The organism is Sphingomonas sp. GW821-FHT09E03, assembly GCF_059416225.1.
In genome coordinates this window covers 716,811-730,144 of record NZ_JBWKOS010000001.1, presented here as the reverse complement: position 1 = coordinate 730,144, position 13,334 = coordinate 716,811, and the positions used below count along the sequence as shown (strand labels likewise).

General features: G+C 68.8%; 15 protein-coding genes and 1 tRNA gene. 5 read left to right on the top strand and 11 right to left on the bottom strand.

The window, feature by feature from the left end; genetic code table 11:
* Positions 1-140: 140 nt before the first annotated feature.
* From AC07M8_RS03860 to AC07M8_RS03845, 4 genes are all read right to left on the bottom strand, one after another.
* Entirely contained in the window at positions 141-2,171 is a 2,031-nt protein-coding gene (locus tag AC07M8_RS03860; RefSeq protein ID WP_495173059.1) for a S9 family peptidase, read from the bottom strand.
* 225 nt (positions 2,172-2,396) lie between these two features.
* Positions 2,397-2,972 (bottom strand): DUF2497 domain-containing protein, encoded by a 576-nt coding sequence (locus AC07M8_RS03855; RefSeq protein WP_495173058.1) that lies wholly within the window; start codon positions 2,970-2,972, stop codon positions 2,397-2,399.
* 28 nt (positions 2,973-3,000) lie between these two features.
* Positions 3,001-4,539 (bottom strand): TolC family outer membrane protein, encoded by a 1,539-nt coding sequence (locus tag AC07M8_RS03850; RefSeq protein ID WP_495173057.1) that lies wholly within the window; start codon positions 4,537-4,539, stop codon positions 3,001-3,003.
* Between the two features lie 25 nt (positions 4,540-4,564).
* Positions 4,565-5,254, bottom strand: coding sequence for a protein-L-isoaspartate O-methyltransferase family protein (locus tag AC07M8_RS03845; RefSeq protein WP_495173056.1), 690 nt, complete (start codon positions 5,252-5,254; stop codon positions 4,565-4,567).
* A 202-nt stretch (positions 5,255-5,456) separates the two neighbouring features.
* Between AC07M8_RS03845 and AC07M8_RS03840 the strand changes: the two genes are divergently transcribed.
* The gene (locus tag AC07M8_RS03840; protein WP_495173055.1) at positions 5,457-5,771 is read left to right on the top strand and encodes a hypothetical protein; all 315 of its coding nucleotides are present in this window, start codon (positions 5,457-5,459) and stop codon (positions 5,769-5,771) included.
* A 22-nt stretch (positions 5,772-5,793) separates the two neighbouring features.
* Here AC07M8_RS03840 and AC07M8_RS03835 read toward each other — a convergent pair.
* From AC07M8_RS03835 to AC07M8_RS03825, 3 genes are all read right to left on the bottom strand, one after another.
* A tRNA-Cys gene (locus tag AC07M8_RS03835) sits at positions 5,794-5,867 on the bottom strand.
* A gap of 306 nt (positions 5,868-6,173) precedes the next feature.
* Positions 6,174-6,422, bottom strand: coding sequence for a hypothetical protein (locus AC07M8_RS03830; protein ID WP_495173054.1), 249 nt, complete (start codon positions 6,420-6,422; stop codon positions 6,174-6,176).
* A gap of 156 nt (positions 6,423-6,578) precedes the next feature.
* Positions 6,579-7,007 carry a (deoxy)nucleoside triphosphate pyrophosphohydrolase gene (locus AC07M8_RS03825; RefSeq protein WP_495173053.1) on the bottom strand — a complete coding sequence of 143 codons (429 nt, stop codon included), beginning with the start codon at positions 7,005-7,007 and terminating at the stop codon, positions 6,579-6,581.
* 31 nt (positions 7,008-7,038) lie between these two features.
* Between AC07M8_RS03825 and AC07M8_RS03820 the strand changes: the two genes are divergently transcribed.
* Positions 7,039-7,239 carry a Flp family type IVb pilin gene (locus AC07M8_RS03820; RefSeq protein ID WP_495173052.1) on the top strand — a complete coding sequence of 67 codons (201 nt, stop codon included), beginning with the start codon at positions 7,039-7,041 and terminating at the stop codon, positions 7,237-7,239.
* 116 nt (positions 7,240-7,355) lie between these two features.
* A complete protein-coding gene (locus tag AC07M8_RS03815; protein ID WP_495173051.1) occupies positions 7,356-7,523 on the top strand; it encodes a Flp family type IVb pilin in 168 nt (55 codons plus the stop codon).
* Between the two features lie 133 nt (positions 7,524-7,656).
* On the opposite strand, the gene AC07M8_RS03810 is transcribed toward AC07M8_RS03815, so the two are convergent.
* The 4 genes from AC07M8_RS03810 to AC07M8_RS03795 form a co-directional block, all read right to left on the bottom strand.
* Positions 7,657-8,604: an acetyl-CoA carboxylase carboxyltransferase subunit alpha gene (locus tag AC07M8_RS03810; protein WP_495173050.1), complete on the bottom strand. Its 948-nt coding sequence runs from the start codon at positions 8,602-8,604 to the stop codon at positions 7,657-7,659.
* A 26-nt stretch (positions 8,605-8,630) separates the two neighbouring features.
* Positions 8,631-9,542, bottom strand: a complete 912-nt coding sequence (locus AC07M8_RS03805) for a tyrosine recombinase (protein ID WP_495173049.1) — start codon at positions 9,540-9,542, stop codon at positions 8,631-8,633.
* A 131-nt stretch (positions 9,543-9,673) separates the two neighbouring features.
* Positions 9,674-11,479 carry a hypothetical protein gene (locus tag AC07M8_RS03800; protein WP_495173048.1) on the bottom strand — a complete coding sequence of 602 codons (1,806 nt, stop codon included), beginning with the start codon at positions 11,477-11,479 and terminating at the stop codon, positions 9,674-9,676.
* Positions 11,463-11,597 carry a hypothetical protein gene (locus tag AC07M8_RS03795; RefSeq protein WP_267396166.1) on the bottom strand — a complete coding sequence of 45 codons (135 nt, stop codon included), beginning with the start codon at positions 11,595-11,597 and terminating at the stop codon, positions 11,463-11,465. The genes AC07M8_RS03800 and AC07M8_RS03795 overlap by 17 nt, the downstream gene beginning before the upstream one ends.
* A 71-nt stretch (positions 11,598-11,668) precedes the next feature.
* Between AC07M8_RS03795 and AC07M8_RS03790 the strand changes: the two genes are divergently transcribed.
* Positions 11,669-12,235, top strand: coding sequence for a shikimate kinase (locus AC07M8_RS03790; RefSeq protein WP_495173047.1), 567 nt, complete (start codon positions 11,669-11,671; stop codon positions 12,233-12,235).
* A complete protein-coding gene (gene aroB, locus AC07M8_RS03785) occupies positions 12,232-13,332 on the top strand; it encodes a 3-dehydroquinate synthase (protein WP_495173046.1) in 1,101 nt (366 codons plus the stop codon). The genes AC07M8_RS03790 and aroB overlap by 4 nt, the downstream gene beginning before the upstream one ends.
* The last annotated feature ends 2 nt before the right edge of the window (positions 13,333-13,334 follow it).

The following is a 13,334-nucleotide window of genomic DNA, read 5'->3' as shown; positions in this document are numbered from 1 at the left end:
GCTACCACCGCACCGATCCGTCACCCCAGCGAACGCTGGGACCTCAAGCGGCTCCTGTCCGCCCGTGCCCCACGAGACCCCAGCTTTCGCTGACGTGACGGCGTCAGGCAGGGGCCAGAGCAACATCGGATATGGAACGCCTACTTCCCCGTCCACTTATCCATCCAGCCCAGCACCTCGCGATACCATTGCCGGCTGTTGGCGGGCTTGAGCACCCAATGGTTCTCGTTCGGGTTCACCACCAGCCGTGACGGGATGCCGCGCCGCTGCAGCGCGGTGAACGCCGCCAGCCCCTGGGTATAGGGGATACGGAAGTCCTTCTCGCCGGTGATCACCAGCATCGGCGTCTTCCAGTCCTGGACGTAGTTCACCGGGTTCCATTTCTCGAACGCCGCGGGGTCCTCATAATAGGCCTTGCCGCCATGCTCCCATTCGTCGAACCAGAGTTCCTCGGTTTCGTACGCCATGGCGCGGGCGTCGAACACGCCGTCATGCTGGACGATGCACTTGAACCGATCCGCCCAGCGGCCCTCGATCCAGTTCATCATATAGCCGCCATAGGACGCCCCGAGCGCGCAGGCGCGGTCCCCGTCGAGCCAGCCGAACTTGGCGGTCGCCGCGGCGAGCCCCTTCTGCAGGTCCTCGAGCGGCCAGCCGCCCCAATTGTTGCTGATCGCGTCGGTGAAGGCCTGGCCGTAACCCGTCGACCCATGGAAATCGACCGCGACCAGCCCGTAGCCACCCCCGGCGAACACCGCCGGGTTCCAGCGATACGACCAGCTGTTGTCGCTCGATCCCTGCGGCCCGCCATGGACCATATAGGCGACCGGCACCTTGCCGGTGCTGCCATAGGGCTTTACCGCATAGCCCCAGACGGTGTCGCCATGCGCCCCGACGAAGTTGAAGCGCGAGACGCTCGGCATGTCGATTCCGGCAAGCCGGGCAGCGTTGACGCTGGTCAGCCGCACCGGCCGGCCCTTGCCCGCCAGGCTGTAGAAATCATCGGGCGCGACCAGGCTGTTCATCGAGAACACCACGCCCTTCGGCGTCACCGCCACGCCCGAGACATGGCCCTGCCCGGTCAACCGCGTCGGCTTGCCGCTCGCCGCATCGACCGACCACAAGGGGTTTTCCTGCGTATCCTGCGCGGTGACGTAGATCTTCTTCGAATCGGCCGACCAGTTGATCGACCCGACCGACCGGTCCCACCCCTCGGTCAGCGCACGCACCTGGCCGCTGGCGAGATCGCGCACCATCAGCACCTGCCGATCGGCTTCGAACCCCGGCCGCTTCATCGCCACCCAGGCGAGGCTGCGGCCGTCGGGCGACACCGTCGGCAGCGTGTCGGTCGCCTGGTTGGCGGCGGTCAGGTTGACCGGCGCCGCCGAGCCATCCGCGGGCGTCGCCCAGATGTCGAGATTGGTCGAGCGCGGCTCGTTGGTGCCGGCGACGCGCAGCGCGAAATAGACGGTCTTGCCGTCCGCGCTCCATGCGGTTTCCTCGGCCCCGCCAAAGGGGCGCGACGGCGCGTCGCCATCCAGCCCATGCTCGATCGCGACGCCGTCGCCCGGCGCGCCGGCCGACGTCAGCGGCAGCACGAACAACTGCGAGTGGGTGCCGTCCGCCCATGTATCCCAGTGGCGCACGAACAATTTGTCATAGACGCGCGCCTCGCCGGCGCCGGGATCTTTCTTGGCGAGCGCCGGCGCCAGGCTCGGCGCGTTGGGCAGCCGATCGGCGAAGATCAGCACCTTGTCAGCCGCCGGTGATACCTTGAAGCCGGCGAACCCGCCCTGGAACCCGGTCAGCTTGCGCGGCGCACCGCCGGCCACCGGAATCGACCAGAGGGCGTCGTCGCCGCCCTTGTCCGACTGGAAATAGACGGTGCTGCCGACGATCTGCGGCGCATTCTCGTTTACCTCGGGTTCGGCGAGCAGCTTCTCGGGGCGAGACCCCTTGCGCGCCAGGTCGAGCTTCCACAGGTCATAGCGACCGCGGTTGGCGGCGAGATCGGTCTCGCGCTGCGCCCACACCAGCCAGCGGCCGTCCGCCGACACGGTCGGCGCGCCGATCCGGCTGAGCGTGGTGACATCGTCGATGGTCAGCTGGCGGGCGGCAGCGGGTGCCGCGAGCGTGAGGGCGAGCAGGCTCGCCGCGAGGGTCTTCTTCATGTCCCAGGTAAAGCAGATCGCGATCAGCCGGGCAACGACGCGCCGCGGGGCTCTGGCGCTTATCCCAGCCGACCGTCATTCTGAACTTGTTTCAGGATCCATGGCCCATCGCCGGCCGCGAGCTTGCAGAAGCGGCAGGTGATCGATGCTGAAACAAGTTCAGTATGACAGTCGATCGAGCGGACGCAGCGGAAACCCCGCCACGCCAGCCGTCGGGCCTCGTCCTCAGCGCACCTGCGCGGTAAGCTTGGCGATCTCGCGCGCGACGATGGTCTCGACCATGTCGGGCAGATGGGCATCGAGCCAGTCGCGCAGCATCGGCCGCAGCATCTCGCGAACCAGACCCTCCAGCGTGCCGTCGCCATTGGCATCGGGCTTGGTGATCAGCTTGCTGAGCGTCTCGAGCGCGCCGAGGCTCGCCGCGGCAGTCTGTTGCGACAGGATGGATTCGGGCTGCTGGCTGGTCATGGCTGGCTTGGGCGCAAGCGCCTCTGGCTCCTGTTGCGGGATGGATGGCGCCGGCGCGGGCGCCGCTGCCTTGGGGGCCTTCACCGGCTGCAGATGGGGCGGAACGCGCGGCGCGGGCGCCGGCTCGGCGCGCGCGATCGGCTCGGGAATGGGATCGCTGAGTTCGAGCACTTCGCTGTCGTCATCGTCATAGTCGGCGTCGACGACGGGTGGCGGCGCGGCGCGCGGCGCGCGGCGGGTGCGCGGCTGGCTGCCGTCCCCCTCCTCGGCGATGATCCGTTTGATCGACGACAGAATCTCTTCCATCGACGGTTCGACGCTCAAATCTCCCATCGCCCTGCTCACCCCTGTGCGACCCGCCCTAACGGCGGCTCGGTGCGTCAGCACCTGTCGTCAATGCCGGGCTCCTGTCAACCGGCGTATCGAGCAAAGGATCCGATGGCTTTGTGACTGTGGCATTTTGCGCAGGGCTCGCCGCGGTCGAGGTCGCCACTGCCGCCGGCTCCCCGTCGCTGGAGAAATCGCTGATCTTGTGATGGACGCGGTTGTAGTTCGCCACCGGATCGTACAGCGCGCCGCCGTCCAGCCCCAGATCGCGCGCCTCGGCATTGCCCATCGCCGCGAGCAACGCGAAGCCGGCGACATAGGCGTCGCGTCGCGCCGTCACCAGCGTCACCTGGCTGTTGAGCAATTCCTGCTCGGCGTTGAGGATGTCGAGGATGGTGCGGTTGCCGACGCCGTTCTCGGCGCGCACACCCTCCAGGCTGAGCTTGTTGGCGTTGACCGCGACTTCCGACGACTGGATCACCTGCTGCGCCGAGGTCCAGGCCGCATAGGCCGATCGGGTCTGCGCGATCACCGTACGCTCAGTGGCGGTGGCGTTCTCGATCGCCTGCGAGCGCAGCGCCTCCGCCTGGCGGACCTGCGCGCCGACCCGGCCGCCCTGGAACAGCGGCACGGTCACGCCCACCCCCAGCGTTCCCGAGGTGCCGGACTGGCCGACGCGGATGCCGCTGCCGGCGCCGAGAGCGCCGAGGTAATTATAGTAATTGCCGCCGCCGCCGATCGATATTTGCGGCAGCCGGCCAGCCTTGGCGACATCGATGTCATAGCGGGTGGCATCGCGCAGCCGTTGCGATGCCAGCAGCTGCGGGCTGTCGCGCAGCGCGGTGGTCACCGCGATCTGCGGCGTCGCCGGCAGCCCCGGAATCGCCGGCGGCTCCTCGAGCGTTGCCGGCGGGGTGCCGATCACGCGGATATAGGTCTCGCGGCTGGTGATCAGGCTCGCCTCGGCCGATTGCAGCTGCCCGCGCGCCACCGCCAGTCGCGCCTCGGACTGGGCGACGTCGGTGCGGGTGAGATCGCCGACCTGAAAGCGGTCGCGGCTTGCCTGAAGATTGACCTCGAGAACGTGGACGTTCTGCTGGTTGAGCCCGACGATCGCCTCGTCGCGGATCACGTCCATGTACGACTGCACCACCGCGGTGAAGAGATCCGATTCGGTGCCGCGCAACGTCGCCCGGCCCGCATCCACCCGGGTCTTGGCCGCGGTGATCGCGTTGCGCACCCCGCCGCCATTGTAGATCGGCACCGTCACCTGTCCCGAACTGGTCAGCTGGCGCGCCGGATTGGCGAAACTGTTGTTGCCGTTGAGCACATTGTTGCCATCGGCGGCGAACAGATTTTCGGTGTAATTGCCGGTGAGGTTGATCGACGGCAACCCGGCGGCGCGCGCGATCGGCACATTCTCGTCGGTCGCGCGCTGCGCTGCACGCTGCGCGGTGATCGTCGGATTGTCCTTGTAAGCCTTGACCAGCGCGTCGCGCAGCGTCTCCGCCCCGGCGGGTATGCCGGTCAAGACCAAGGCTGCCCCGGCAAGGAGCAGAAGCCGTGTCGTCATTCTCCTCCCCTCCCCCGGGATCAGTCTAGAAGCGAAATCCTGTCGGCGTCGAAAAGCCCGGCAGCTTCGCGCATTCGCTGTCGGCAAAAGCGCTGAGCCCGAAACCGCCATCGGTCTTGCGGCCGCTGGCGAGCCGCGTCACGCCGTGATCGATCAGCCCGGTGACCACGCGCCCGTCGGACCTTACCTGGCCGACCAGCGCATCGGACACCGCCTCGACCGCGCCGTCGATCACCAGCACGTCATAGGGGCCACTGGCGGGATGCCCACCGGTGAGCGGCGCCTCGACCAGCTCGACCGAGCCGAAGCCGGCCAGCGCCCCGCGCGCCAGCGCCACCAGCGCCGGATCCTGCTCGACCGCGACGACATGGGCGACGATCTCGGCAAGGATCGCTGCGGTATAGCCGCCCGCGGCGCCGATCAGCAGCACCCGATCGGTCGGACGCAGATAGGCTTCGGTGAGCAGCCGCCCGGTCGCCATCGGCAGGTTGATGGTCCGCCCGCCGCTCACCGGCAGCAGCGCGTCGCGATAGGCGATCTCGCGCAGCTCGGCGGGCACGAACGCCTCGCGCGGCACCCGCGCCATCGCCGCGATCACGCGTTGGTCGCTCACCGCGGTGGTGCGCAACTGGCTGGACACCATCGCGGTACGCATCGCCTGCGACGATGACGAAAGGGCGCCTTGGAACTCGGCAGTATCGAAGCTGGTCGTCATGATTACCCCTGTCGCACAACTGTCTTAGCTGTGCAATACACTTCTTGGTCAGCCGATCTGTACCGCGCAGCAGGGGCGTCGCCAAGCGGATGCTGCGCCCGGTGCGTCCTCGCCAGCAAAAATGCCATTCAGGCGCCGGCGACCGGTAAGCCTAGAATCGTTGCGTCTGGCCCGCCGCCGGTCTTGCCCGTAGAGGGCGGCGATGCTCCCAGCTTATTACCACCGCTTCATCGATTGGATCGGCGACGGCACCGGCCTGCCCGACACGATGCTCCACATCCACGCCGGCATGGCGGTGCTGATGATCGCACGGGTGCTCAGCCGCCGTGCGCTCGGCAGCTTCGTGCCGCTGTCGGTGGTGGCGCTCGCCGAAGGGATGAACGAGCTGATGGACCGGCTCAACTACGGCTCGTGGCGCTGGGAGGACACCTCGTCGGACATCGTCAACACGATGTTCTGGCCGACGGTGATCTGCCTCGGCATCCGCTTCCGGCCGCTGCTGCGGCACCGCCGCTGACGGCACGCCCGGCGCTGGAAGGTGGAGGCCCGACCGGGAATCGAACCCGGGTGCAAGGATTTGCAGTCCTCTGCGTCACCACTCCGCCATCGGGCCTCAGGAGCGTGGGAGGGCGGCTGATGGGAGGTTTTTCCCGGCCGGTCAACCACCCGCGTGGCCGCCGGGGTAAATTCCCCACGGGGCTGCCGCCGAGGGCCGTCGCGCGGCACGAGATGTGGCCTTGCCGGAAAGCGCAAGCAGTCCAGCACCGCGCCCGTCGGATCGCCGCAGCAATGGCGCAAAGCGCGCAGCGCTTAGATCAACCAAGGACATCGCCCTCTTGTCAGGCGCGCAGGACAGCACGAATCCACGGCGAGCCGCCGGCCTCTTGGGTCGTGGGTGGTGGCTCGCCGAGGAAAACGCTCAGTTGCTGTCCGAATCGTCGTCGTCATCGCTGTCGGCGATGATGATTACGCCGGCGATCACCGCCACGACTGCGATCGCCGCGATGATGAAGCCGCCACCGGCAAGATTGTTCTTCTTGGCCGTCGGGGTACCGATCCGCGCCGATTTCGCGACCGACAGGCTGGCAGCCGGGTTCGCCGGTGCCGCCGCAACTGGTGCCGCCACCAGCGCGGCAGCGGCTAGCGCCAACAGGGATTTGGCAATCATGATGCGCCTCCTCTTGTGAGTGCCGAGTGCATGCCCTTCACTGACTATTTACTATAGGACTGCGACGAACCGTGTATTGATCGCGACGGAATGTAACGCACATTTGCTTTCATTACCTGGTTTAACGATCATAGTTAGAGCGACTTCAGTGGACGTTCACCCGATTTGCCGTCGCATCAACGCCTCGACCAGTGGCAGGTCGGCCGGCGGCATCGCGAGACCCGCCATATCCTCGGGTAGCGCCCAGCACAGCTCGCTCGCTTCCAGCGCCTGAGGCACGCCCCGCCACGTGGAAACGGCATAAAGCAGCAGCAGCAGGTGCCGGCGCCCGAGATCGGCGCTGGCGAAGGCGGCCGGGGTGAGGTCAGCCACATCGACAACAATGCCGAGCTCCTCGCCGAGTTCGCGCACCAGCGCCGCCTCGGGCCGTTCGCCGGGCTCGATCTTGCCTCCGGGAAACTCCCACAGGCCGGCCAGTTCCTTGCCGTCGGGGCGACGCTGGAGCAGCACCCGGCCCTCGCCGTCGATCAGCGCCGCGGCGACCACCGGCAGCAGGGTCGAGAACATGACAGCCGTGTCAGCCATTCATTAAGCACTCCTCCGGTAATCACCCCGCATGCCATGCCGCCGCCTCATCCAGCAACTGCGCGCCCGTCTGCCGCGCGTTCTTCGCGACAGTCGCGGCGCCACGGCAATTGAATATGGGCTGATCGTCGCGCTGATCGTGATCGCGATGATCGTCGCGCTGAAGAACCTCGCCAGCACCACGATCGGCATGTGGAACAACGTCAGCACCAAGGTCGACCAGGCCAGCTGACCGTAAAATCCGCAGGCGCTTTAAACCTTTGGCAACCTCGTCACGGTATCCAGCACAGGCTGCTCCGGTCCGTCCGGTCCAGCCGGGTGACTGAAGCTTTGAATATGGAGACCGGAATGCAGAACATTCGCAAGTTCATCAAGAACTCCAAGGGCGCGACCGCGATCGAGTACGGCCTGATCGCTGCGCTGATCGCCGTGGCCGCCATCGCCGCCATGCAGGGCCTGGGCAACAAGCTCAAGACCACGTTCAACAACGTGTCGACCAACATGTCGGCCACGTAAGCACTGTCTTCTACCAGACAGGCGAAGGGCGGCGGAACCACGGTTCCGCCGCCCTTTTCATTAAGATCGGCCGCCGTCTCGCTCCACCCGGCGCTGGCCATCAGCCAGCAAGTCGGACCACCCGTGGGCGCGTCTACAGCCGCCCCATTGCCAGGAACTTCTCGCGCCGGCTCTGCCGCAGCGCCTTGGCGTCCATGCCATCGAGCGCCGCCAGCGCCTCCTCGATCGCATCGCCCAGGCTCGCGATCGCCACGTTGGGTGCGCGGTGCGCCCCGCCGAGCGGCTCGGTGACGATGGTATCGATCACCCCGAACGATTTGAGGTCCTGCGCGGTGACGCGCATCGCTTCGGCGGCGTCGGCGGCCTTGTCGGCGGTGCGCCACAGGATCGACGCGCAGCCCTCGGGGCTGATCACCGAATAGATCGCATGCTCGAACATCAGCACGCGGTTGCCCGCGGCGAACGCCACCGCGCCGCCCGAGCCGCCCTCGCCGACGATCGCGGCGATCACCGGCACACCGGCGTTGAGGCAGGCCTCGGTGGAGCGCGCGATCGCCTCGGCCTGGCCGCGCTCCTCGGCCTGGATGCCCGGGAACGCCCCCATCGTGTCGATCAGCGTCACCACCGGCAGCCCGAAGCGGTCGGCGAGTTCGACCAGCCGGATCGCCTTGCGATAGCCCTCGGGCTTGCCCATGCCGAAATTGTGCCGCAGCCGGCTTGCGGTGTCGTCACCCTTCTCATGGCCGATCGCCATCACCTTGCGGCCGCGGAAGGTGGCAAAGCCGCCCATGATCGCCTGGTCGTCGGCAAAGGCGCGATCGCCCGCCAGCGGCACGAACTCGTCGAACAGCCCGGCGGCATATTCCTTGAAGTGCGGCCGCTCGGCGTGGCGCGCGACCTGCGTCTTCTGCCACGGCGTCAGCTTGGCAAACGTGTCCTTGAGCAGCTTGTCGGACTTTGCCTGAAGCCGGGCGATGTCGGCGGCGAGATCCACCTCGCCCTCGGCGGCGGTGTCGCGGAGTTCATCAATCCGCCCCTGCAGCTCGGCGATCGGCTTCTCGAAGTCGAGGAAACTTACCATGAGCGGCGGTTAAGCGGGCCGCGCGGCTACGTCAACGAGGAGGCTTGGCGAGGCGGCGCATCGGCGAGGGGGTGGCGGGTGTTGACCAGCTCCACCAGCCGGCTGGCGTCGACATGGGTATAGATCTCGGTGGTGGCGATATCGGCATGGCCGAGCATCGATTGCAAAGCACGCAGGTCGGCACCGCCCTCGAGCAGATGGGTGGCAAAGGCATGGCGCAGCACGTGCGGGCTGACCCGGTCGGGCGGGATGCCCGCCTCCGCCGCCAGCGCCTTGACCAGCTGGTACAATCGGATCCGCGACAGATGCCCCTTGCCTGAGGGGAACAGCCAGGCGCGGTCAGCGGCAACGTGATCGCGCCACACCGCCACCGCGGCGCGGGCGCGGTCGGAGATCGGCACCAGCCGCTCGCGCCCGCCCTTGCCCTTGAGGATCAGGAACGGCCGGTCCGGCGCCACCGCGTTGCGCGGCAGGCTGACCAGCTCGGTGGCGCGCAGCCCGGATCCGTAGAGCAGCTCGATCAGCGCCGACAGCCTGAGGTCGTTGGCCAGGGGGTGCGCCGCCCCGATGCGCTCGGCGATGACGGCAAACAGGCGGTCGACGTCGGCATGGCTCAGCACCTTGGGCAGCGACCTGCCCGTGCCCGGCCGCGGCAGCGCTGCGCCCGGATCATCGGCGCGCAGCCCCTCGTCGGCGAGAAAGGCGAAGAACCGGCGCAGCGCCGCCGATTTGCGCGCCACCGTCGAGCGCGCCAGCGGCATCCAGTCCGCCGCCAGCGCCTGCAGCGCCGCGGTATCCGCCGTCGCGAGGCCACCATCGATCGCGGCGGATGCCAAGGCGAGGTCGCTGCGATAGGCGGCGACGGTGTTCGCTGCCGCACCGGCCTCGGCGCTCAGCATCTCGAGGAACCGTTCGATCAGCGCGCGATCCGTCGCCATGTCGCCGCCCCCCGCTTCCCTTGCCATATCACTCTTCCGCCCCCCCTCCGTTCGCTCTGAGCCTGTCGAAGGGCATGAGTCTCAATGTGCTTCGACAGGCTCAGCACGAACGGCATAGTTGGTTCGGCGCGTCAGCCGCGCGCAATCGCCTCGGCGGCGATCATCCGCGCTTCGCCATCGAGCCCGACGCCGCGCAGCGCGCTGACGATCCGGTACAGCATTGCCGGCGCGACGCCTTTCCACGACGAGGTCTGCATGCCGATCGCGGCGAGCAGCACCACCGTGCCCGGCTGGTTGGCAGCGACAGCGCGGTCGAGCGCCTCGGTCCAGCGGTTGGTGGCACCGACCCGCACGTCGAGCGCCTGCGCTGCCCGCTCGACGTCTTCGGGCGACAATCGCCCGAGCCCGGCGAGCCCCGCAAAGAACAGCCGCTGCTTGAACGCGGCGTCACCGTGGCCGGCATAGGTGGAAAGGTCGCGATAGCTGCGCCGTGCGTCACGGTCGGGATCGGCGAGCAGGATCATCGCCCAGGCGTCGCTGCCTTCGGGCACCGCGTCCAACCACCGCGCCGCGCTGCGATCGAACCCGGCCGACAGCATCGATGCGACCAACCAGCCGGCATCGTTGATGCCCGTGCTAGCGGGCAGGCGCCCGGCGGCGCCCGCAGTCAGCACCAGCCGCGCATAAGCGGGATCGGCACTGGTCGCGCCCCACAATTGCCGCATCGCCGTCACCCGCCCATCGTAGGTCGGCGCGGCATAGGCCGCCTGCAGGTCGTTCGCCGCTGCGGCGGCCTGGCTCGGCATGTCGTCCGCGGCATCAACCGCGCCATAGGCATCGACCAGCGCTGCCGAGGACAGCACGCCCTGCGCCGCCGCCGCTTCCGCCGATCCCAGTCGATCGGCCAACCGGATGCTCGGCGACAGCGCATACCAATAGCGCGTCTGCGCGCCGGACGATCCCAGCAGTTCGTCGGGGATCGCCACGCCGGTCGCGGTGGCGAGGCCGAACCGCCACGCGCTCAGCCGGTCCACGCCGGCCCATTCGATCGTCACCGCCTGGCCGCCGTTGGGTCCGGCGCCGACCACCTTCTGGGTCAGCTGCAGGTCGACCCCGGTGGCGATGTTGCGCCGCCGCGCCGCGGTCAGCAGCGCCTTGGCGCGCGCCGGCTCGCCGACCAGCCCGGCACAGATCGCCTGCGCCATCGTCCAGCCGCGCTCATGCGTGGTGGCGAGGGCCGCGTCGGCGAGCGGGCACAGCTCGGCCGGGTCGCCGGTCGCAAGCGCGGTGTTCATCGCCACCTGGTAGAGCTTGGCCGTATAATGGGCGTTGTCGACGCTCTGGACCACCGCGCGGGCCGCCACCGCCTCGCCCATCCGCAGCAACAGCCAGGCGCGCTCGGCGGCGAAGTCGGCGCCGTTGAGGTTGGTCGGCGTCTGTACCTGCGCCGCCAGCGTCCGCCGCAGCAGGATCGACAGCCAGCGCGACGGCAGCGGCGCCGCGGTGCGCCGCATCAGCCCTTCGAGATACCGCCCATCGGCATCGCCGAACGCATCCGCCGCCAGCGCGCCCTCGCGGGGTCCCGCCGGTCCGACCAGATCGAGCGAGCGCCGCGCCGACACCGGCATCTCATATTGCGCGAGCACCGCGGGATCGATCGTCGCCGGGGTCGGCGTCGGCGACGGGGTCACACTGGGTGCGGGAAGCGGCAGCGGCTGCACCGCCGCGAGCGGCGGCACACCTGGCGTCGCCACCGGTGCCGGCGCGTTGCCCGTCGGTCGCGGCGTCGGCGCCGGCGGCGCGGCAGGCTCGCCAAACCCCGGCGGCAGGATCGACTGCGGCTTGTCCTGGCCAAAGGCCGGCAGCCCGGCGACGGCGCCGGTGACGACCAGCGCCAGCAGCGCGACGCCGGCGCGCGCGCTAGCTGAGATTCGCAAGCGTCACGGCCTTCTCGACATGGGTCTGCGGCCGCTCGCTGGCCCGGCCAGCCAGCAGGAACAGCCCGCCCACTACCACCACGACGAGGACGATGACCGAGATCGCGAAGCGTGACATACCAAACCTTGTGAACTGACGCCGCCGGAGCCTGTTGCCCGGCGGTTGCCCGCTGTATAGCGCGCTGAGCCATGTTGCAAAGCGCCAACCCCCGGCCGGTCGGGCCCGACGGTCTACCCGCACGCCCGATCGTGCTGGTCGGGCTGATGGGCGTCGGCAAGTCCACGGTCGGCCGCCGCCTCGCCAGCCGGCTGCGCCTGCCGTTCGTCGATGCCGACCACGCCATCGAGGAAGCCGCGGGGATGACCATCCCCGAGATCTTCGAGCGGTTCGGCGAGCCCTATTTCCGCGACGGCGAGCGCCGCGTCATCGCCCGGCTGGTCGACGGCCGCCCCAAGGTGATCGCCACCGGCGGCGGCGCGTTCATCAACGACGAGACCCGCGCGCTGATCCTCGCCGAAGCCACCGCGATCTGGCTCAACGCCCACCCCGACGTGCTCGCCGAGCGGGTCGGCCGCCGCGACACCCGGCCGCTGCTGCGCGGCCGCAACCCGCGCCAAGTGCTCGCCGAGCTCGCCGCGGTCCGCAACCCGATCTACGCCGAGGCGCACATCCACATCGTCAGCAACAAGGGCCCGCACGAATCGACCGTGCAGGCCATCCTCAAGGCCATCACACCCAAGGCGCCCCCCGCATGACCACCATCACCGTGTCGCTCGGCGCGCGCAGCTATCCGATACATATCGAGGCGGGCCTGCTCGCCCGCGCCGCCGAGCATCTCGCCCCGCTCGCCCGCGGCCGGCGGATGGCGATCGTCACCGACGAGCATGTCCGTCCCCATCTCGCCACCCTCCAGGCGTCGCTCGATGCCGCCGGGGTTGCCAGCGAGGCGATCGTGCTGCCGCCGGGCGAGAAGACCAAGAGCTGGGCGCAGCTCGAGGCGCTGTGCGACGCGCTGCTCGCGCTCGGCATCGAGCGCGGCGACCATGTGATCGCGCTCGGCGGCGGCGTGATCGGCGACCTCGTCGGCTTCGCCTGCGCAATCCTCAAGCGCGGCTGTCGCTTCGTCCAGATCCCCACCACGCTGCTCGCCCAGGTCGACAGCTCGGTCGGCGGCAAGACTGCGATCAACACCCGCGCCGGCAAGAATCTGATCGGCGCCTTCCACCAGCCCGCGCTGGTGCTGATCGACCCGCTGGTGCTGGAGACGCTGCCGCCCCGCGAGCTGCGCGCCGGCTATGCCGAGGTCGTCAAATACGGTCTGATCGACGACCCTGGTTTTTTCGAATGGTGCGAGGCCAATGGTGCCAAGCTCCTCGCCGGCGACCTGCCCGCGCGCGAATATGCCATCGCGCATGCCGTCGCCGCCAAGGCGCGGATCGTCGCCGCCGACGAGCATGAAACCAACGGCATCCGCGCGTTGCTCAACCTCGGCCACACCTTCGGCCATGCACTCGAGGCCGAGGCCGGTTTCTCGTCAGCGCTGATCCACGGCGAGGGCGTCGCCGCCGGCTGTGCGCTCGCCTTCGCCTTCTCCACCAGCCAGGGCATCTGCACCGGCCAGGACGCCGGCCGCGTCGCCGCCCATTGGCGCCAGGTCGGCCTCCCCGACGGGCTCGCCGCCGCCGGCATCGCCGCGTCGGGCGCCCGCCTCGTCGAGCACATGCGCCACGACAAGAAGATGGCGGCGGGCACCCTGCCCTTCCTCCTCGCCCGTGGCATCGGCGAGACCTACCTCGACAAGAATGTCGACCTCGCGGTGGTCGAGCAATTCCTCGACGCGCAACCGCGCTGAAC

Bases quoted from the DNA above. Each gene is read 5' to 3' on its own strand.
- AC07M8_RS03860 (WP_495173059.1), bottom strand. From the start codon at position 2,171: ATGAAGAAGACCCTCGCGGCGAGCCTGCTCGCCCTCACGCTCGCGGCA.
- AC07M8_RS03855 (WP_495173058.1), bottom strand. From the start codon at position 2,972: ATGGGAGATTTGAGCGTCGAACCGTCGATGGAAGAGATTCTGTCGTCG.
- AC07M8_RS03850 (WP_495173057.1), bottom strand. From the start codon at position 4,539: ATGACGACACGGCTTCTGCTCCTTGCCGGGGCAGCCTTGGTCTTGACC.
- AC07M8_RS03845 (WP_495173056.1), bottom strand. From the start codon at position 5,254: ATGACGACCAGCTTCGATACTGCCGAGTTCCAAGGCGCCCTTTCGTCA.
- AC07M8_RS03840 (WP_495173055.1), top strand. From the start codon at position 5,457: ATGCTCCCAGCTTATTACCACCGCTTCATCGATTGGATCGGCGACGGC.
- AC07M8_RS03830 (WP_495173054.1), bottom strand. From the start codon at position 6,422: ATGATTGCCAAATCCCTGTTGGCGCTAGCCGCTGCCGCGCTGGTGGCG.
- AC07M8_RS03825 (WP_495173053.1), bottom strand. From the start codon at position 7,007: ATGGCTGACACGGCTGTCATGTTCTCGACCCTGCTGCCGGTGGTCGCC.
- AC07M8_RS03820 (WP_495173052.1), top strand. From the start codon at position 7,039: ATGCCATGCCGCCGCCTCATCCAGCAACTGCGCGCCCGTCTGCCGCGC.
- AC07M8_RS03815 (WP_495173051.1), top strand. From the start codon at position 7,356: ATGCAGAACATTCGCAAGTTCATCAAGAACTCCAAGGGCGCGACCGCG.
- AC07M8_RS03810 (WP_495173050.1), bottom strand. From the start codon at position 8,604: ATGGTAAGTTTCCTCGACTTCGAGAAGCCGATCGCCGAGCTGCAGGGG.
- AC07M8_RS03805 (WP_495173049.1), bottom strand. From the start codon at position 9,542: ATGGCGACGGATCGCGCGCTGATCGAACGGTTCCTCGAGATGCTGAGC.
- AC07M8_RS03795 (WP_267396166.1), bottom strand. From the start codon at position 11,597: ATGTCACGCTTCGCGATCTCGGTCATCGTCCTCGTCGTGGTGGTAGTG.
- AC07M8_RS03790 (WP_495173047.1), top strand. From the start codon at position 11,669: ATGTTGCAAAGCGCCAACCCCCGGCCGGTCGGGCCCGACGGTCTACCC.
- aroB (WP_495173046.1), top strand. From the start codon at position 12,232: ATGACCACCATCACCGTGTCGCTCGGCGCGCGCAGCTATCCGATACAT.